This window comes from Campylobacter hyointestinalis subsp. hyointestinalis (genome assembly GCF_013372145.1).
Classification (GTDB): domain Bacteria; phylum Campylobacterota; class Campylobacteria; order Campylobacterales; family Campylobacteraceae; genus Campylobacter; species Campylobacter hyointestinalis.
Map to the genome: position 1 here is coordinate 809,215 of NZ_CP053827.1, position 18,110 is coordinate 827,324.

General features: G+C 33.3%; 20 protein-coding genes. 18 read left to right on the forward strand and 2 right to left on the reverse strand.

Annotated elements, in window-relative coordinates:
• The first annotated feature begins 143 nt into the window (after positions 1 to 143).
• Genes CHHT_RS04300 through CHHT_RS04310 form a run of 3 tightly spaced genes read left to right on the forward strand, consistent with a single transcriptional unit; the run spans position 144 to position 3,273 of the window.
• Positions 144 to 1,310: a peptidoglycan DD-metalloendopeptidase family protein gene (locus CHHT_RS04300; protein ID WP_034961397.1), complete on the forward strand. Its 1,167-nt coding sequence runs from the start codon at positions 144 to 146 to the stop codon at positions 1,308 to 1,310.
• An 8-nt stretch (positions 1,311 to 1,318) separates the two neighbouring features.
• Entirely contained in the window at positions 1,319 to 2,686 is a 1,368-nt protein-coding gene (gene mgtE, locus CHHT_RS04305) for a magnesium transporter (protein WP_034961395.1), read from the forward strand.
• Positions 2,671 to 3,273 carry an NUDIX domain-containing protein gene (locus CHHT_RS04310; RefSeq protein WP_034961392.1) on the forward strand — a complete coding sequence of 201 codons (603 nt, stop codon included), beginning with the start codon at positions 2,671 to 2,673 and terminating at the stop codon, positions 3,271 to 3,273. Before mgtE ends, CHHT_RS04310 begins: the two co-directional genes overlap by 16 nt.
• On the opposite strand, the gene CHHT_RS04315 is transcribed toward CHHT_RS04310, so the two are convergent.
• Entirely contained in the window at positions 3,256 to 5,790 is a 2,535-nt protein-coding gene (locus CHHT_RS04315) for a hypothetical protein (protein WP_034961390.1), read from the reverse strand. The genes CHHT_RS04310 and CHHT_RS04315 overlap by 18 nt on opposite strands.
• Before the next feature lie 227 nt (positions 5,791 to 6,017).
• On the opposite strand from CHHT_RS04315, the gene groES reads away from it, so the two are divergent.
• From groES to CHHT_RS04335, 4 genes are all read left to right on the forward strand, one after another.
• A complete protein-coding gene (gene groES / locus CHHT_RS04320) occupies positions 6,018 to 6,281 on the forward strand; it encodes a co-chaperone GroES (protein ID WP_034961388.1) in 264 nt (87 codons plus the stop codon).
• A 10-nt stretch (positions 6,282 to 6,291) separates the two neighbouring features.
• Positions 6,292 to 7,929, forward strand: a complete 1,638-nt coding sequence (groL, locus tag CHHT_RS04325; protein WP_034961385.1) for a chaperonin GroEL — start codon at positions 6,292 to 6,294, stop codon at positions 7,927 to 7,929.
• Positions 7,930 to 8,205: 276 nt separating this feature from the next.
• Positions 8,206 to 9,513 carry a DNA recombination protein RmuC gene (locus tag CHHT_RS04330; protein WP_034961383.1) on the forward strand — a complete coding sequence of 436 codons (1,308 nt, stop codon included), beginning with the start codon at positions 8,206 to 8,208 and terminating at the stop codon, positions 9,511 to 9,513.
• Positions 9,514 to 9,637: 124 nt separating this feature from the next.
• On the forward strand, positions 9,638 to 10,681 hold the full coding sequence (locus tag CHHT_RS04335) for a type II asparaginase (RefSeq protein ID WP_034961380.1): 1,044 nt from the start codon (positions 9,638 to 9,640) through the stop codon (positions 10,679 to 10,681).
• A gap of 31 nt (positions 10,682 to 10,712) precedes the next feature.
• Here CHHT_RS04335 and CHHT_RS04340 read toward each other — a convergent pair whose 3' ends face one another.
• The gene (locus CHHT_RS04340) at positions 10,713 to 11,189 is read right to left on the reverse strand and encodes a DUF4405 domain-containing protein (RefSeq protein ID WP_034961378.1); all 477 of its coding nucleotides are present in this window, start codon (positions 11,187 to 11,189) and stop codon (positions 10,713 to 10,715) included.
• A 108-nt stretch (positions 11,190 to 11,297) separates the two neighbouring features.
• Between CHHT_RS04340 and CHHT_RS04345 the strand changes: the two genes are divergently transcribed.
• The 11 genes from CHHT_RS04345 (at position 11,298) to CHHT_RS04395 (ending at position 18,078) form a co-directional block, all read left to right on the forward strand.
• Entirely contained in the window at positions 11,298 to 11,912 is a 615-nt protein-coding gene (locus CHHT_RS04345; RefSeq protein WP_034961376.1) for a LysE family translocator, read from the forward strand.
• An 8-nt stretch (positions 11,913 to 11,920) separates the two neighbouring features.
• Positions 11,921 to 12,313: a LysE family translocator gene (locus CHHT_RS04350; RefSeq protein ID WP_167540840.1), complete on the forward strand. Its 393-nt coding sequence runs from the start codon at positions 11,921 to 11,923 to the stop codon at positions 12,311 to 12,313.
• Positions 12,314 to 12,345: 32 nt separating this feature from the next.
• Positions 12,346 to 12,513, forward strand: coding sequence for a hypothetical protein (locus CHHT_RS04355; RefSeq protein WP_172618411.1), 168 nt, complete (start codon positions 12,346 to 12,348; stop codon positions 12,511 to 12,513).
• 170 nt (positions 12,514 to 12,683) lie between these two features.
• Positions 12,684 to 13,160: a 3-isopropylmalate dehydratase small subunit gene (locus CHHT_RS04360; RefSeq protein WP_034961374.1), complete on the forward strand. Its 477-nt coding sequence runs from the start codon at positions 12,684 to 12,686 to the stop codon at positions 13,158 to 13,160.
• 25 nt (positions 13,161 to 13,185) lie between these two features.
• Positions 13,186 to 14,256 carry a 3-isopropylmalate dehydrogenase gene (gene leuB / locus CHHT_RS04365; protein WP_034961370.1) on the forward strand — a complete coding sequence of 357 codons (1,071 nt, stop codon included), beginning with the start codon at positions 13,186 to 13,188 and terminating at the stop codon, positions 14,254 to 14,256.
• Positions 14,253 to 14,498 carry a hypothetical protein gene (locus CHHT_RS04370; RefSeq protein WP_034961368.1) on the forward strand — a complete coding sequence of 82 codons (246 nt, stop codon included), beginning with the start codon at positions 14,253 to 14,255 and terminating at the stop codon, positions 14,496 to 14,498. Before leuB ends, CHHT_RS04370 begins: the two co-directional genes overlap by 4 nt.
• Positions 14,495 to 14,872 carry a CiaD-like domain-containing protein gene (locus CHHT_RS04375; protein WP_034961366.1) on the forward strand — a complete coding sequence of 126 codons (378 nt, stop codon included), beginning with the start codon at positions 14,495 to 14,497 and terminating at the stop codon, positions 14,870 to 14,872. Before CHHT_RS04370 ends, CHHT_RS04375 begins: the two co-directional genes overlap by 4 nt.
• Entirely contained in the window at positions 14,838 to 15,935 is a 1,098-nt protein-coding gene (locus CHHT_RS04380) for a tRNA nucleotidyltransferase/poly(A) polymerase family protein (RefSeq protein ID WP_034961364.1), read from the forward strand. Before CHHT_RS04375 ends, CHHT_RS04380 begins: the two co-directional genes overlap by 35 nt.
• Positions 15,932 to 16,819 (forward strand): Ppx/GppA phosphatase family protein, encoded by an 888-nt coding sequence (locus tag CHHT_RS04385; RefSeq protein WP_034961362.1) that lies wholly within the window; start codon positions 15,932 to 15,934, stop codon positions 16,817 to 16,819. Before CHHT_RS04380 ends, CHHT_RS04385 begins: the two co-directional genes overlap by 4 nt.
• A gap of 2 nt (positions 16,820 to 16,821) precedes the next feature.
• Complete coding sequence (locus tag CHHT_RS04390) at positions 16,822 to 17,268, forward strand: GatB/YqeY domain-containing protein (RefSeq protein WP_034961360.1); 447 nt, start codon at positions 16,822 to 16,824, stop codon at positions 17,266 to 17,268.
• A gap of 78 nt (positions 17,269 to 17,346) precedes the next feature.
• Positions 17,347 to 18,078 (forward strand): DUF2334 domain-containing protein, encoded by a 732-nt coding sequence (locus tag CHHT_RS04395; protein ID WP_074898766.1) that lies wholly within the window; start codon positions 17,347 to 17,349, stop codon positions 18,076 to 18,078.
• Positions 18,079 to 18,110: the final 32 nt, after the last annotated feature.

Sequence of the window (18,110 nt, forward strand, 5' to 3'; positions counted from 1 at the left end):
TGTAAATTTTCATCATTATAGCTAAATTTATTTTAATTTTCGCAAAGTGATTTACCTTAATATGAGATTTTTTAGAGATAGCAAAAAGTATTATGTAAGTAAGTTTAAGTTAAAATAACGAGATTTTTTTACAGAGGTACTTTATGCTTAGAAAGATTATTTTATTTTTATTTTGCGTGATAAATTTATATGCTATAAAACCAAGCGTCGAAGAACTAACATGGCCAAACGGCGAGAGTTTTTTGATGTTTTTGGAAAATAATAAAATTCCTTTAGCTTTATACTATAACTTAGAAAAAGAGGATCAAGAGCTAGCCAGTGAGATAATGAGCGGAACTAGATTTCAGATCTTAAGAGATGAGTTTGATAACATAACTCAAGTTTTGATACCTATTAGTGAAGAGCTTCAAATACATATATATAAAGATCATTTGGGAAAATTCGTTTTGGAATTTTTGCCTATCATATACTCCACAGAAGATCTTGTCTTAAGTATAGATATAAACAGATCTCCGTATCAAGATATCATATCTAGCACTGGAAATGTCGCGTTAGCAAGTTCATTTATGAATGCGTTTAAAGGAAGTGTTGATTTTAAAGGGCTTAGAAAAGGCGATAAGCTAGTTATTATTTATTCTCAAAAAAGAAGACTCGGGCGTGTTTTTGGTATGCCAAATATCAAAGCTTCTATGGTGGAAATTCGCGGAAAAGCACAATACGTTTATCAATACGATGATAGATTTTACGATAAAACCGGAAAAGAGCTAGAAAATTTCTTGTTAGTGAAGCCGGTTCCAAATGCTAGGATAAGTTCAAGATTTAACCCAAAAAGGTGGCATCCTATCTTGAAAAGATATAGAGCGCATTTAGGTATGGATTACGCTGCTCCAAAAGGGACGAAGATATATGCTGCGGGCGATGGCGTAGTGAGTTTTGTCGGAAATAAAGGCGGATATGGTAAGGTTTTGACAATACGTCATACTGATAACTATATGACGTTATACGCTCATTTAAACGGCTTTGCTGCAGGTATGAGAAATGGTAAAACTGTTAAAAAAGGACAACTCATAGCCTATGTAGGAAATACTGGAATGAGTACTGGACCGCATTTACATTTTGGTTTATATAGAAATAATCAAGCCATAAATCCAGAGTCTGTAGTCCAAATAACAAAAAGTGCTTTAAGTGGTAAACAAAAGATTGAGTTCAATACTTTGGTGGAAAAATTTAATAATGAATTTGTTTCTAGTTTGACAGATCACGTAAATGCTCCAAAAGAAGAGGATTTTGAAAGTGTAATCGCATTTTAAGGTATCAAATGACTAAAGAATTAGACGAGATAAAAGAACAGCTAGAAAAGCACTTTGAAGAGGGCACCGGACTAAATGATTTAAGTCCTGCTGATCTTGCTGAACACCTTAAGGTCTTAAAAAGACATGACGAGGATGAGTATGCAAACTATCTAGAAAAACTAGATTCGCAAAGTCTTGGTGAAGTGGCTATAGAGATGCCAGATCACATGCTAAAAGACTTGATACAAAATGTCCCGAATGATAAAATAGCAAAAGCTATCGAAGAGCTTGAGAGTGATGACGCGACTGACTTGCTTCAATACATTGAAGATATAGACGAAGATAAGGCAAAAGAGCTTTTTTGTTCTCTTGAGCTAGATAGTCAAAAAGAGATCAGTAAACTTATAAATTACGCAGAAAATGAAGCCGGTGCATATATGCAAACCGAGCTTTTCTCAGCTAAATTAGATGAAAAACTAAGCTCGGTTATATCTCGTTTTAGAGTTATGAAAAAACTCGGAGAAATCGAAAATATATTTCAGCTTTTTGTGGTAGATAAAAATGGAATTCTTTGCTACGCTATACCGCTTGAAGATTTAATAGTATATGATTTTGATCTAAATTTAGAAAATATAGTAAAAGATGGTGGAGTAGAAAAATACAAACCTCACGCCGCGACAGATACAGATGATATCAGCGAAGTTGCAACTATGGTAAAAGATTTTGATTTAAGTGCCATAGCAGTTGTAAATAAAGCTGGAGTTCTTCTAGGACGTATCACTACTGATGATATACACGACTTCTTAGAAGAGAGCGCTACTGAGCAGATATATAACTTAGCTGGTGTTGATGATGAAGCAGAAGAAGAAGATACGCTTTTTAAAGCAGGGCGTGCTAGAGCAGTGTGGCTTTTTATAAATTTAATCACCGCACTTATCAGCGCTTCTATCATAGGGCTTTTTGATAAGACTATAGAAGCTTACGTAGCCCTTGCTATACTTATGCCTATCGTTGCTAGTATGGGTGGAAATACCGGAACTCAAGCACTTGCTGTTACCGTTCGTAAGCTTGCTACTCATGAGATAGATTTTAGCGACGTAAAACGCGTAATCTTTAAAGAAGTTAGTATAGCTTTTATAAATGGACTTATTTTTGCCACTTTGATGGGGATCATAGCTTATATATGGTTTGGCGTTAGCTTACTTGGTGTTGTTATAGCTATTTCGATGGTTATAAATTTATTTTGTGCGGGATTTTTTGGTACACTCATACCTTTGGTACTTAAAAAATTTAGCATAGATCCTGCTGTTGGAAGCTCTGTTTTACTTACTACAGTAACTGACACGGTTGGATTTTTTAGCTTTTTAGGACTTGCAAAATGGATACTATTATAAAAAATTTAGAGATCGTTCCTCTTGAAAAATCAAAATTTGTAAAACCCTTTAGTATTTTATATACTCAAGATGGGAAAAACAAACGCTGGGACTGTGTAGAGGCTCACGATAGTGTTTCTTGCATAATGTATCACAAGGAGTTCGACGCATTTTTACTCGTCAAGCAGTTTCGTCCATCACTTTGGTACTACCAAACTAGGCATTCTATAAATTCAGATGAGCCAGGAGTGACTTACGAGCTTTGCGCCGGTATCATGGATAAAGGCTTGAGTCCTGAACAGACCATACTTGAAGAGATGCTTGAAGAGACTGGATATGAAGTTGGTAAAGTAAAAAAGATAACTAGCAGTTATACAGCACTTGGATTTGGTGCAAATCGCCAAACGTTGTTTTGTACTTTTATAGATGAAAGTATGAAAAAAACCGCAGGTGGCGGAGTCGATGACGAGAGGATAGAAATAGAATTTATAAAAAGAGAAGATATCGCTAAGTTCATATATGACGAAAGTAAGGTTAAAGCACCGAATTTACAGTTTGCGGTGCTTTGGTTTTTGGGGCATTTTGAAGAGTTAAAAGAGATTTTTTAGTCCTTTTATCAGCTCTTTTGCGTTGTTTTGTTTGGTTGCGTTTTCATCTGTTTTAAATACCTTGTTTAACTCTTTTTCTATTTTTAGTTTTATATAATTTGAATCAAACGCATATCTTGGTTTTTGCGTTGTTCCAGAGACTTCTACTCTAAGATCTGTTTTTTCTATATTTAAATCAACTGGTATAAATATCTTTGAATTAGCCAAATTTAGTGTTCCTTTTGTTATGTTTATGTCTGATTTTGGTGAGCTAATCTCTGCTTTTAAGGTTACTAAATCTCTGTTTATATCACCTTTTATATAACCATCTTTATATACTTCTTTCGTTATATCTCTATCTAAAGCTACGCTTATAGCGTCTGTGAGTCCGCTTTTTGTAAGGCTTCCTTCTAGTATGTCTATTTTGAAATTTCCTTTTGCTGATTCTAGGTTATAGTTAGCGTTTAAGTTTCCTTTTCCGCTATAGAATTTTTCATAATCAAGCATTGCTAAAAGCTCGCTTATATCAAAATTATTCATATTTAAACTTAGCTTATTATCTTCTAGCTCAGAATTTAGCTCGCTATTTAGCAGTTTTGATTTTAGTGTGGCGTAGAGATTTTTATCGTATTTTATTTTGCCGTCTAAATTTGTGGCTCCTATTAATTTTTTGCCGCTTAAAAACTCTAGTTTAGATAAGTCATCTATTTTTGCGTTATAAACTGCATCTAAGAGCATCTTGTTTATGTCAAAGCTGCCGTTAAATTTAGTTATATCTATCAAATTTGAGTTTAGATTAGATGAAAAATACACAATAGAATTTGTTATAGTTGGTTTTATATTTAATTCAAATTTGACGTCTTCAGGGATATTTTTCTTTAAAATTTGACTAATATTTTTTGAGTTTAAACTTCCGTTTTTTATATTTAAAATACCTTTTGCGTTTAAGTTTTTGATATCTATGCTATCAAAATTTAGATCCATATTTAAAATACCATTTGCTAGTGGCTTTTGTCCTGCTATAACAAACAAATCGTTCAATGAAATACTATTTAAATTTGCTTTTAAGTTTTGATTATTTAGTGCTATATCGATGTTTCCACCAAGTAAATTTCCGTTTAAATTTAGTATTTTTAGGGCGTTTGATCTTATATTTGCGACACCATTTAGTAAGATTGTTCCTTTTAAATTTTGATTTGTAAGCCTGCTAAGATCATTTATGTCAAGTATAAAATCAAAATCTCCACTTTTTTGAGCCAGATTGTATTTTCCATTTAATTTATTTAAATTTAAAATTTGCGAAGTTATAATAGAATCAAGATTTAATAAGCCTTTATCTACGCTTATTTTGATGTCGCTATTAAAAGGTATATCTTTGTTAATGCCTATATTTAAGAGTTTATTTACAGAGTCTTTTTGGATTTTTGCTTTTGAAATTCTTAAGCTTGCTATACCGCTAATTAGGCTAGGTGAGCTGATATCTTTTATGTTTATCGCGCCTTCCATTAATCCATTTGCAACATTTGGTAACATAGCTACTTTTAGGACTTCATCAAGCTTTATATCTTTTAGCTCGGCAGTTATTTGATCGTCTTTTAATTTTGCATTTATATTTCCTCCAAAGCCTTTTATGAGTGCATCAAAATACTCAAGTTTGGAAGCAGATATTTTTATATCGCCTTTGAGTGTTATCTCTCCACTAAGCTTGTGATTTATGATCTTTTCTAATTTGTTTAAATTTGGAATGTTTAGGTTAAAGTCGCTATTTAGCTCATTTTTATTTATATCGTAAATAGAATTTAACGCCGCAGCTATGGCAATAGGTGAGCTTAAAACCGTTTTTGCCGTTGCTATTTGGTCTAGTACTTTTATATCCGAGTTTAAATTTAGATAGAAATTATCGTCCAATGTTATATTAAAATCTTCTTTTACTAAAGCATTGTTCGTATATAATTTAGAAGATGTTACTTTAGCAAAACCCAAGCGAGTACCGTTTGTATCGGAAATATCAGCGATCAAATTTAGTTTTCCGTTTAGATATGGTTTTTGGTTTGCGCTTATTAAGATATCTTCTACGTTCAGATTTTTAGCATCTAGTTTGATCAAAGATGGTTTAAAATCTATGATTTTTGTAGCAAATTTGATATTTGAGCCAAATGTATTACCAGCTCCATTTGCTATAAAATTATTTAAATTTCCGCTTAAATCGCCTTTTAGTCCCATCTCTTCTTTTACATTCAACCCAAAACTTTTCAACCCATTTGCGTTCAAGACATATTTTAGATCAAAGTCTTTTTTAAATAAATTATAATCTCCAGATATACTTAAATTCAGTTCTTGATTTATATCTGCACCTATTTCTACGGTGGTAAGACCGACTTTAAATTTATTTAAAACTATCTGCGTATTTGTCTTTTGTTGTAATAAGTTTTGGACATAAGGCTTTAATAAAGAATTCCCGAAATTTGTAAAAAGTATACCATATATACATAAAAGCAATAAGATCGTGATACCAAAAATCCAGCCGACTATCTTCATAAAAACTCCTGATCTTTATAGAAATTAGACTAAATTATACTATATCTAAGTTAAGAAATAGTAACTTAAGATTTTTTTCAAAAGTTGAGCGTAATCGACTAAAATTTTATGATAATTTTCACTATAATCCTTGACTTTTAACTTAAATTATGATATATTTTCATCACTCAAAAGGTTAGAGTGCTAATTTTAAAAAAGAAAATCTAAAAATACTGAAAGGAATAAAGATGAATTTCGAACCACTTGGAAAACGCATTTTAGTAGAGCGTGAAGAGGAAGTTAAAACTACTGCTAGCGGTATTATCATACCAGACAATGCTTCAAAGGAGAAACCTTCAAAAGGTAAAGTAGTAGCAGTCAGCAAAGAAGCTGAAAACGTGAGTGTTGGCGATATCGTGTATTTTGCGAAATATGCCGGTAGCGAAGTTAGCTTAGAAGATAAAAAATATTTAGTTTTAAATTTAGAAGATGTTTTAGGTAAAACAAAATAAGGAGATAAAAATGGCAAAAGAGATTATATTTTCAGATGATGCGAGAAACAGACTTTATGAAGGTGTTAAAAAACTAAATGACGCCGTTAAAGTAACTATGGGACCACGCGGACGCAACGTACTTATCCAAAAGAGTTTCGGTGCTCCTTCTATTACAAAAGATGGCGTAAGTGTTGCAAAAGAGATCGAGCTTAAAGATACTATAGAAAATATGGGCGCAAGTCTAGTTCGTGAAGTTGCTAGTAAAACAAATGATGAAGCAGGAGATGGCACTACTACTGCTACTGTTTTAGCTCACGCTATATTTAAAGAAGGACTTAGAAATATAACTGCTGGGGCAAATCCTATTGAGGTAAAACGCGGTATGGATAAATTTGCAGAAGCTGTTATAAATGAGCTAAAAGTATCTGCTAAAAAAGTAGATGGTAAAAAAGAGATAGCTCAAGTAGCTACGATCTCTGCAAATAGCGATACTAGAGTAGGTGATCTTATAGCTGAAGCTATGGAAAAAGTAGGTAAAGACGGTGTTATAACTGTAGAAGAAGCAAAAAGCATAAATGATGAGCTTGTTGTTGTTGAAGGTATGCAATTTGACCGTGGTTATCTAAGCCCATATTTCATCACAAATGCAGAGAAAATGCAAGTTGAGCTAAGCAGTCCATATATACTTTTATTTGATAAAAAGATTACAAATTTAAAAGATCTACTTCCGGTTTTAGAGCAAATTCAAAAAACAGGAAAACCTCTTCTTATCGTAGCTGAAGATATAGAGGGCGAGGCTCTTGCAACACTTGTTGTAAATAAACTAAGAGGTGTTTTAAATATTTCAGCTGTAAAAGCTCCTGGATTTGGCGATAGAAGAAAAGCTATGCTTGAAGATATTGCTATATTGACTGGTGGAGAAGTTATAAGCGAAGAGTTAGGTAGAACATTAGAGAGCGCTAGTTTACAAGATCTTGGAAGTGCTGATAGAGTAGTGATAGACAAAGACAATACGACTATAGTAAATGGTTCAGGCGATAAGAGCTCTATAGAAGCTAGAATCAATCAAATAAAAGCTCAAATCGCTGAGACAACAAGCGACTATGATAGAGAAAAACTTCAAGAAAGACTAGCTAAACTAAGCGGTGGAGTTGCTGTTATAAAAGTCGGTGCTGCTACTGAAACTGAAATGAAAGAGAAAAAAGACAGAGTAGATGACGCTCTAAACGCTACAAAAGCAGCTGTAGAAGAAGGCATTGTAGTAGGTGGTGGTGCAGCACTTATAAAAGCTGGAAACAAAGTAAGTCTAAATCTAAAAGGCGATGAGCTGATCGGTGCTGAGATCGTTAAACGTGCGCTTTTTGCTCCACTTCGTCAAATAGCTGCAAATGCGGGCTTTGATGCAGGAGTCGTAGCAAATGCAGTTCAAACAAGCGGTGATGCAAACTATGGATTTAACGCGGCTAATGGCGAATACGTAAATATGTTTGAAGCAGGTATCATCGATCCTGTTAAAGTTGAAAGAGTTGCTCTTCAAAATGCAGTTAGCGTAGCAAGCTTGCTACTTACTACAGAAGCTACTGTTAGTGATATAAAAGAAGACAAACCTGCTATGCCAGCAATGCCTGATATGGGCGGTATGGGTGGCATGGGCGGTATGATGTAAGCCACTTTGATCCCCTTTTTTTGGGGATCATCTACATACACAAAATATACAAAATAATAAATTTAATTAAAACCTACATAAATCCAACCAGCTGATTTTTTGTAGTTTTGTATAGAAAATTTACCATTTTTGACGTATATGGCAAAAATCAATATGCAAAGTATATTTACAAAAGGTATCGTAAATACTGTGATTATAGCACTTTTGATATCTCAAATTAAAGTTTTTAAGAAAATCTAATATATAATTTTCTTAAAAATAAAATATAGGAAAAATATGGAAATTTATATACTTTTATCTGCTGTCATCTCTGCTCTTTTAGTTTTGGTTTTGTATCAATTTTTTAATGCAAATAAGCTTAAATTTGAACTTAAATTGCAAAATGAGAGATTTTTAAATTTACAGATCAAACTTGATGAAAATAGAGCTGAACTGCTGAGTTTAGAAAACAAAATTCAAAACCTAAATGAGCAAAAAACACAGAGTGAGATAGAAAAAGCAAAACTAAAAACCAAATTTGATGAACAAATTCATATAAATTTAGAATTAAAAGCAAGACAAGACGAGCTAGATTTAAAAACGAGAGAGTATTTTGAGCTAAAAACCAAAGAGATGAGCCAACATCTTTTAAATTTAAACACCAAAACACTTAGCGAAAACTCACAAAAGATCCTTGAAAATCTTATAAATCCACTCAAAAACGAGATAGAAAAATATCAAAAAGAGAGCATAAATACAAGTACTGTATTTAAAACGAATTTTGAAAATCTCAAAAGCGAAACCAAAAATATAATGACTCAAGCTCAAAATCTAGCCGAGGCGCTAAATGGCAATAAAAAAGTTCTTGGCAACTGGGGTGAGATACAGCTTGATAGCGTGCTTAGTGCTAGCGGACTAGAACTAAATAAAAATTATTTTAAGCAAGTCGCTTATAAAGATAAAAATGGAGCGCAAAAATATCTTGATGTAGTCGTTGATTTTGGTGATAATAAAAAAGCAATTATCGACGCAAAATGCTCTTTGGTAAATTATAATGCGTATTTTAACGAAAGCGATGAAGCCAAAAAAACGCAGTTTGCAAAGGCTCTTTCAAATGACGTTAAAAAACACATTGAGTTACTTAGCTCAAAAGAGTATCAAGACTATGATACGAAAACGTATGAATATGTATTTATGTTTGTTCCAAATGACGCTATATTTTACACGGCTTTAAATCAAGACAGCACTATATACGAGTATGCTTATGAAAGAGGTATTTTTATAACGACTCCGCTTACTTTGCTTATGGCTCTAAAAACCGTTTATATATGCTGGAGAAATTTAAAAAGTGATGAGAATGCTATGAGAATCCTCACTGAAGCTGGAAAAATATATGATAAATTCGGTATATTTACAGATAGTTTTGAGAAGCTTCAAAATCAGCTAAATACGTTAAATAAAACTTTTGGAGAGTGTCAAACTACTCTTAGCGAAGGCAGAGGAAATCTGCTTGGAAGATTTGAAAATTTAAAAAAACTCGGTGCGAAAACTACTAAAAATATAGGTAAAGCTTACTACGAATTTGAAGATGACCGTGTAATTTAATTATATAATTTAATCTTATAATTTAATATTGACTTAATTATAATTAAATTGTATAATTACGCTTGTAAAATCAAGGCCTTGGATTTTGAATTGTTAATACATTAAAAAATGCAAGGAGAATGCTATGTCTTTAAAAAAGGTTTTTATACTAATGCTTTTAGCTTTAAGTGCTGCTTTCGCAAAGCCTACTATTTATATACTTGCCACAGGTGGTACGATCGCAGGAAGTTCTTCAAGCGCTCTTAGTAGCGGATACACTTCAGGAACGGTTACTGTAGATAAACTTATAGCTGCAGTTCCGCAAATCAATGAGATAGCTACCATAAAAGGCGAACAAGTAAGCAATATCGGCTCTCAAGAGATGAATAACGAAGTTTGGCTAAAACTAGCAAAACGCGTAAATGAGCTTTTAGCTAGCAAAAATGTAGATGGTATCGTGATCACTCATGGAACAGATACTATGGAAGAGACTGCTTATTTTCTAAATTTAGTCGTTAAAAGTGACAAACCTATAGTTATGGTAGGAGCTATGAGAAACTCAGACTCTTTAAGCGCGGACGGTCCTTTAAATCTATATAATGCCGTAAATGTCGCAATGGATAAAGAAGCAGTAGGTAAGGGCGTTTTGGTTGTTATGAATGACGAAATTCACGCTGCTAGAGAAGTCACTAAGACAAATACTACTGCTGTAAATACTTTCGCTTCTCCAAATACTGGTAAAATAGGTACTGTGATTTATGGAAATGCTAAGTTTTATATGCAACCAACTAGAAAACATACAAAAAATAGCGATTTTGATATCACTAAAATCGAGTCTTTACCTAGAGTAGATATACTATTTAACCACTCAAACGATAATCCTGATTTTGCAAATATCGCTGTGAAAAATGGAGTAAAAGGTATAATCAACGCTGGAATGGGAAATGGAAATCCATATCCAAGTGTGCTTGAAGCTTTAGGTAACGCGGTAAAAAGCGGTGTAGTTGTTGTCAGAGATAGCAGAGTAGGTAGTGGAGAGACTACAAACCCAGGCGAAGTAGATGACGTAAAATACGGCTTCTTAACAAGTGATAATCTAAATGCACAAAAAGCTAGAGTGCTTTTGATGCTGTCTTTAACAAAGACAAATGATCCTAAAAAAATTAGAGAGTATTTTTTAACTCACTAAGCGACAAAGCCCCTTATCAAGGGGCTTTGTTTTATTTGCTTAGCAGTGCTTTTACTAAGTCGTTTTCTTTTATATTATTTTTAGTTGCAAATTCTTTTATGCTTATATCTTCAAATTTAAGTCCATTTTTATTTAGGTATTCGTTAAACAGATTTTCGTTTGTACCAAAAATTGTTTCTACTGTGCTTAAATTTAGATTTGTAAAGTTTTGATATACCTCTTTAAACGGTGGTTTTTGGTTGTTTGGTGTAACGGCTATAAAAATTACGGACGCTGCAAATAAAACGCTCATTATAGCTAATTTTTTTCCTACAAAGTACTTTTTGAACGGTGTTAAATTTGCCATTATATGCAATACGCATGCTATCACCATTGCCATACCTACATACTCGTGTAAAACCTTTATACCACTTGATTTTATGTCAAAGAACATAAGAATTCCCGTGATCCCTACTACTACAAATGTGACTATCGTGGATGTCGTACCAACTGGTTTTGAAATTTTCATCTTTTTCCTTTTTTATAAATTTGATGGAATTATTGTAAAATAGTGTTAAAAAGTTGTGAATTTATATAAGTTTTTGATACAATACCACGCAAAAATTAAGGTGATTTTATGGATTGGATTTTATTTATTACAAGCTTCTTTTTGGCTGCTTTAAGCCCCGGGCTAAATATGCTTATGTCGCTTACTATCGGGCTTAGCGCAGGTTATAAAAGAGCGTTTTTATTTATCTTGTCATCTACTTTTTGTTTGGCTGCTATAGTATTTTTAAGCGGAGTTGGGATAGGATTTTTGATAACTAAATTTCCATTTTTCTTTACTATTCTTAGGATTTTTGGCGCGTTTTATCTATTTTTTATAGCTTATAAGATGTTTTTGGCTACTAAAGTAGATGGTGATATAAAGATAGATGTTAGAAATTTAAGTGCAAAAGCTATAGTTTTTCAAGGATTTGTAAGCTCTTTTGGCGATCCTATTATATGGGGATTTATGATAAGCTTGCTACCTAAATTTATGGACGTTCATAATCCTTTTAACTCTACTTTTGCGGCATTTATCATAGTGATAGCTTGCATAGAGTTTGTAGCTACAAATATCTATGCTACTTTTGGATCAAGCGTAAAGAGGTTTTTTAGTTCAAACTTTAAGATCATAAACAAGATCAGTGCAACGATGTTTTTATTACTTGGAGTTTGGATGCTTTTTGACGCGTTTAAATCTTTTTAGGTGTTATTATGGACTGGTTGCTTTTTATAACTACTTTTTGGGTGATCTCACTACTTCCTGGGCTAAATATGACTTTGGCTCTTAGCCTTGGTATGAGCGTCGGCTATAAAAAAACGCTTTTTATGATAGCAGGAGCGACGATAAGTCTTGGCATAGTCGCTTTTGTATGCGCTGTTTCAGTAGGGGCGGTGTTGGCTAAATTCCCGATATTTTTTCAAATTTTTACCGTTATATGTGCTATTTATCTTTTGTATCTGAGCTATAAAATGTTTCTTGGAAGCAAATTTAACCTTAATGAAAAAGCAAAAGATATAAGTTCTAAAGCTCTGTTTTGGCAAGGATTTATGAGCTCAAATCCAAAGGCTTGGGCGTTTTTACCGCTTTGTTTCCACTCTTTGTAGATAGTGTTTCGCCATTTGGTATCAGGCTGTATATGATGATACTTGTCTTGATGTTTATAGAGATCATCGACTTTAATATCTATGCTCTTGGCGGAGTCGCGTTTAAAAAACTGCTTAAAACAAAAGCTTATCTGATAGAAAGAGTAAGTGCGGTCTTGATAGCTATCATAGCAGTTATGATGATCATAGAGAGGTTTTAATTTTCTTGAGCCAAAGATTAGAAAATTTGAGAAAGTATAAAACCATATAAGCCTTACTTTAATCATACGATTTTATAAATTTTCTTATATTTTTTATATTTGCATCATTTGGATTAATAAAAATTTTTAGCTTAATTAGATATAATGCACCAAATTTTTAAAGGAAAAATATGTCAAAAGTATGGAAATTTAAAGATAATATTGATACTGATATAATAATCGCCGCAAGATATTTAAACACAAGCGATCCAGATATCCTTGCAAAACATATAATGGAAGATGCGGATAAGGATTTTTATAGTAAAGTTACAAAAGGCGATATAATCGTAGCCGGAGAGAACTTTGGTTGTGGAAGTAGTCGTGAGCACGCTCCTTTAGCTCTAAAAGCAGCTGGTATCAGTGTGATAATTGCAAAGTCTTTTGCGAGAATTTTTTATAGAAATAGCTTTAACACAGGACTTTTGATACTAGAATGTCAAAGAACTGATGAGATAAATGAAGGTGATGAGCTAGAAATAGGCTTTAGCGAAGGAATAATCAAAAATTTAACTCAAAAAACAGAGTATAAATTTGAACCGATTCCTGAGTTTATGCAAGAGCTTGTGAGATCTGGCGGACTTATAAACTATGCTAAAAAAAGTTTATAATGTAAATTTAAATAGAGGTTGAACTATGAAAAGATATAATATATGTGTTATAAAAGGTGATGGTATAGGTCCAGAAATAGCAGACGAAGCGATAAAAGTCCTTGATAGCGTGAGTGCGAAATTTGGGTTTGAGTTAAACTACGAATATTTTTTAATGGGTGGGGCTGCTATCGATGTTTTTGGCGTTCCGCTTCCTGATGAGACTTTGGACGCTGCTTTAAAAAGTGATGCTGTACTTTTTGGGGCTATTGGTGGTGAAAAATGGGACTCTCTCCCTAGAAATCTTCGCCCTGAAAGTGGACTTTTAAAGATAAGAAAATCACTTGGAGCTTATGCAAATTTACGTCCAGCTCTTATATTTGACGAGCTTGTAAATGCTTCTACTTTAAAGCCTGAAGTTTTGCAAGATGTCGATTTACTAGTGGTTCGTGAGCTTACTGGTGGACTTTATTTTGGCGAGCCTAGAAAAAAAGAAGAAGATAGAGCTTATAATACTATGGTATATAGCACAAGCGAAATACAAAGGATAGCCAAGATCGCTTTTGAAGCAGCTCTTAAAAGAGATAAAAAAGTTTGTATGGTAGATAAAGCAAACGTACTAGAAACATCTCAACTTTGGAGAGAAGTGACTACAAAAGTCGCAAAAGACTATCCTGAAGTAAGCTTAGAGTTTATGTATGTGGATAACGCTGCTATGCAGCTAGTAAGAAATCCGGCGCAATTTGACGTTATTTTAACTGAGAATTTATTTGGCGACATACTTAGCGATGAAGCTAGTATGATATGTGGCTCTATCGGGTTGCTTCCTAGTGCGTCTCTTGGCGGAAAAGTCGGGATTTATGAGCCTATACACGGAAGTGCTCCTGATATCGCAGGACAAGGCATCGCAAATCCTATAGCTATGATACTTTCAGCTGCTATGATGCTAAAATACGCATTTAATGAAAATGACGCTGCTAATGTCATAGAAAAAGCAGTTCGCGCAGTGTTAAAAGATGGATATAGAACAAAAGATATAGCCAAATTCGACGCCAAAGAGATATGCACTACAAGCGAGATCGGCTCTATAATCAGTGATTACGTAAAGAAAATATGAAAAATACGATAACCGAAGCACTTATTTATGAAAATCAAGGTCTTAGAGATGACGCTCTTGAGGTTTATAAAAATATCTTAAAAGCTGATCCTACCAACAAAGAAGCAGGTTCTGCTATAAGAAGACTTAGTGGTTTAAGACGTAAAAATACTCAGGCAAATTCACAAATGCTTGAGTTTTTTATAAATTTAAAAACGGAAGAAGAAATACGAGAATTTAAAAGGTGGCTAGTAAAAATATGAAACTTGAAGATATCGCAAAGATCACAATAGACGAGGTCGCTGCCGAACTAGAAAAAATCCAAAAGCTTGAAGATATGCAAAAAGCTAAAGCTGAAGAGCAAGTGCGAAAAGAACCTTTTTCTATATCTGAAGACGAGCCAAAAGAGCAAACAGTCTTAAGCAAACAGTCTATCCAAAACACGCAGGGTTTTGATAGTGAGATCAGTAGTGAGATTATATTTTTACAAAATCTAAAAGAGCGTATAAGCGTACTTTTTGATGGATTAAACAGCACAGAAAGTACAAATTTAGATCTTAGGCTTGATCTTACTATCAAGTTTTTAGAGTTTTTGCTTGCAAATGTTGAAAATCGCCTTAAACTTATCTCAAAATAACGAGTTAGGCGCTCTTATAAAATTCCTAAAAAAACATACAAAACGCGCTTATTTGGTAGGCGGATGTGTCAGAGATCTGTTGCTTGGCTTGCCAAATAGCGACTTTGATATAGAAATATATGATATTTCTAGCGATAAATTTGATGATTTGATGAAAGATATCGGCGCTAGTGGTGTAGGTAAAAGCTACTTTGTATATAAATTTAAAAACTTTGATCTAAGCCTTCCTAGAATCGAGAGTAAAAATGGTGTAGGGCATAAAGCTTTTGACGTTTTTTACTGCAATGATGAAATGATCGCTAGCAAAAGGCGTGACTTTACGATAAATTCCATAATGCTAAATATTTTTACCGGTGAAATTCTTGACTTTTGGGGTGGCAAACAAGACTTAAAGAGCAACACTTTAAGAGTTATAGATGAAAATAGCTTTAAAGATGATAGCCTTAGGGTGTTAAGAGCTGTGCAGTTTGCGGCTAGATTTGCCTTAAGAGCAGATAATAATAGTTTGAAAATAATGCAAAGTATCGACATAAGCGACTTGAGTTTAGAGCGAAAACGCCAGGAGCTTGAGAAATTTTTCAAAGCAGAACATCAAACTTTTGGAGTTAGGTTGCTTATGGATTTAGGCTTAGACAAAAAACTTTTTGGAGTAAAACTCAGCACTGAATTTGGTAAAAAAGTGGAAAAACATTTTGCTTTGTTGCAAGATAGTAGAGTTTTTTTGTATGATCTCATAGGCGAGTATAGGCTTGATCCAAAACAAATTTTATCAAGTTTAAGTCTAGGAAAGTTTTATCGTAGGCTAATTAACGAGCCATTTTTAAAAAGATGTACTAAATTTGATATGATGAAAATATCTCTAAATATGAGTTTATCGCAGTGGCTGGGGCTAAATACTAAAAAAAGGATAAGCTTAGCAAAAGAACTTGGTTTTTATGATAAAAAGTTTAGTCCAGTTATAGATATAAGCGCGGCTAATGGGCTAAAATCAAAAGAGCTAGGTAAATTTATAGAGCAACAAAAAGAGCTAGCGATAAAAAAATACTTAAGGATAAAAAATTGATCTGTATCGATCTAGGCTCAAATACTCTTAGAGCTTGTTTGATGAATGATGAGCTTGAAGTAGTCCAGACTTATGAAAAAATAGTAGGATCTGCTAGAAATTTAAGCGATAAAGGACTTAGCGATCAAGCCAAGAAAAGGATTTATGATGCTTTGGTTCAGCTAAAAAGTAGGTTTGATTTTGACTCAAATTTACATATTGCAGTCGCAACGGAGGCTTTTAGACTAGCTAAAAATGCTAAAGACTTTTTTGAGTTCATATCTAGTGATTTGGGTATAAACTTCAACATTATAAGTGGATTTCTTGAGGCAAAACTTACTAGGCTAGGCGTGGAAAATAGGGCAAAAAAGCTCGGAGTAAATATAGAAAAATCTCTGCTTATAGATCTTGGGGGAGCTAGTACGGAGATAAGTTTTGGGGATAATTTTGCTAGTTTTAAGTTTGGCATAGTTAGATTTTGGCAAGAATGTGACTTTGATATAAAAGATAGTGATAAATTTGCCAAATTCGCAAAAATAAAAACTAGTGAAGCTTTAAAGTTTATAGACGGTTTTAAATTTGAAAATATCATCTTGACTTCTGGAGTTCCTACAAGTGTAGCAGCACTTAAACTAGGATTAAAATATGATGATTACGATGCAAGGCTGATAAATGGTATGGTTTTAGATATGAATGATTTTTATGATGCGGCGCGGATATTGTACGCCGCAAAAGATCCGGATTTGCTAGTTGGAGATGATAGAACAGAGCTTGTTATAGCCGGAGTTTGGCTAATGTCCTCTATGATATCTAAATTTAAAGTACCTTTTATCGTCATTGATGATGGGCTTAGAGAAGGTGTCGGAGTCGGCGCTAAGCTTGAACTATTAAATTTAAAGGAGTAAAAATGAGTGTAAAAGAGCAAATTTTAAATGACATTAAAGAGGCGATGAAAAATAAAGATAATTTTCGTCGTGATACTTTAAGAATGGTAAATTCAGCATTTAAACAAATCGAAGTCGATGAAAGAGTAGAGCTTAGCGATGAGCGAATTTTTTCGATTCTTCAAACTGAGATAAAGCGTAGAAACGAATCAGCAACCCAGTATAAAGCGGGAAATAGAGACGATCTCGCTCAAAAAGAACTCGAAGAAATAGCCATTATAAGTGTATATCTTCCAAAACAGTTGAGCGATAACGAAGTAGAAGAGGGGCTTAAAGCCATCATATCAAAAAATGGTTTTGTGTCTATAAAAGATCTAGGAGCTTTAATGAAAGTAGCTAAAGATGAATTTGGCGCAAGCTGCGATGGGAAAAGAATGAGTGAATTTGCTAAAAAGCTTTTAAACAGCTAAAATTATTCTATCTTGGCACTAAGTTCTTCTATATAAAGAGCATATAAGCGCTATTAATTTTATTTGATAAGGTAAAAAATGAGTAAATATATTATCAGGTTAGATGACGCCTCTCACCGAAGGGATATAAAAAAATGGGATAGAATGGAAAAACTACTTTTAACTTATCATATTTGTCCGCTTGTTGGCTTAATTCCGCAAAATGAAGATCCGGCATTGATGTTTGAAGAAGATAAATTATATCAAAAAACGTTAGATCGCTGGAAAGATTTGGGCTGGGTATTTGCACTTCATGGATTTAATCACGTATATAAAATATCTATGGGGGGGGGTGGATTAAATCCTGTCAATGAGCATTCTGAATTTGTTGGAGTACCGTTAGAAGAGCAAAGGATAAAAATCAAAAAAGGTATAAAAATACTATCTACATACGGGATTGAACCACTTGTTTTTTTTGCTCCATCGCATACATTTGATAAAAATACGCTAATAGCATTAAAGAAAGAGAGCCAAATTCGCATCATATCTGATACGATTAGCAATAAACCATACAATGAATATGGATTTACTTTTGTTCCACAACAAAGTGGAAGTGTAAGAAAGTTGCCATTTGATCTTGTAACTTTTTGTTATCATCCAAATACTATGGAAGAAAATGATTTCTTAAAATTAGAATCATTTTTAAAAATTTATCAAAAAGACTTCATCAAATTTCCTCTTGAATATGTAGAGCGAAAAAAGAATATTTATGATAAGTTTTTAAGTTTTGCTTATTTTTCTTTGAGAAAAATAAGACATTTAAAAAAATAGTATAAATTTGATTAGCTAATTTATAAATAAGA

Bases quoted from the DNA above. Each gene is read 5' to 3' on its own strand.
- CHHT_RS04330 (WP_034961383.1), top strand. From the start codon at position 8,206: ATGGAAATTTATATACTTTTATCTGCTGTCATCTCTGCTCTTTTAGTT.
- CHHT_RS04350 (WP_167540840.1), top strand. From the start codon at position 11,921: ATGGACTGGTTGCTTTTTATAACTACTTTTTGGGTGATCTCACTACTT.
- CHHT_RS04310 (WP_034961392.1), top strand. From the start codon at position 2,671: ATGGATACTATTATAAAAAATTTAGAGATCGTTCCTCTTGAAAAATCA.
- CHHT_RS04360 (WP_034961374.1), top strand. From the start codon at position 12,684: ATGTCAAAAGTATGGAAATTTAAAGATAATATTGATACTGATATAATA.
- CHHT_RS04345 (WP_034961376.1), top strand. From the start codon at position 11,298: ATGGATTGGATTTTATTTATTACAAGCTTCTTTTTGGCTGCTTTAAGC.
- CHHT_RS04315 (WP_034961390.1), bottom strand. From the start codon at position 5,790: ATGAAGATAGTCGGCTGGATTTTTGGTATCACGATCTTATTGCTTTTA.
- CHHT_RS04390 (WP_034961360.1), top strand. From the start codon at position 16,822: ATGAGTGTAAAAGAGCAAATTTTAAATGACATTAAAGAGGCGATGAAA.
- CHHT_RS04335 (WP_034961380.1), top strand. From the start codon at position 9,638: ATGTCTTTAAAAAAGGTTTTTATACTAATGCTTTTAGCTTTAAGTGCT.
- groES (WP_034961388.1), top strand. From the start codon at position 6,018: ATGAATTTCGAACCACTTGGAAAACGCATTTTAGTAGAGCGTGAAGAG.
- mgtE (WP_034961395.1), top strand. From the start codon at position 1,319: ATGACTAAAGAATTAGACGAGATAAAAGAACAGCTAGAAAAGCACTTT.
- CHHT_RS04395 (WP_074898766.1), top strand. From the start codon at position 17,347: ATGAGTAAATATATTATCAGGTTAGATGACGCCTCTCACCGAAGGGAT.
- CHHT_RS04370 (WP_034961368.1), top strand. From the start codon at position 14,253: ATGAAAAATACGATAACCGAAGCACTTATTTATGAAAATCAAGGTCTT.
- CHHT_RS04375 (WP_034961366.1), top strand. From the start codon at position 14,495: ATGAAACTTGAAGATATCGCAAAGATCACAATAGACGAGGTCGCTGCC.
- CHHT_RS04380 (WP_034961364.1), top strand. From the start codon at position 14,838: ATGTTGAAAATCGCCTTAAACTTATCTCAAAATAACGAGTTAGGCGCT.
- CHHT_RS04300 (WP_034961397.1), top strand. From the start codon at position 144: ATGCTTAGAAAGATTATTTTATTTTTATTTTGCGTGATAAATTTATAT.
- groL (WP_034961385.1), top strand. From the start codon at position 6,292: ATGGCAAAAGAGATTATATTTTCAGATGATGCGAGAAACAGACTTTAT.
- CHHT_RS04355 (WP_172618411.1), top strand. From the start codon at position 12,346: ATGATGATACTTGTCTTGATGTTTATAGAGATCATCGACTTTAATATC.
- leuB (WP_034961370.1), top strand. From the start codon at position 13,186: ATGAAAAGATATAATATATGTGTTATAAAAGGTGATGGTATAGGTCCA.
- CHHT_RS04340 (WP_034961378.1), bottom strand. From the start codon at position 11,189: ATGAAAATTTCAAAACCAGTTGGTACGACATCCACGATAGTCACATTT.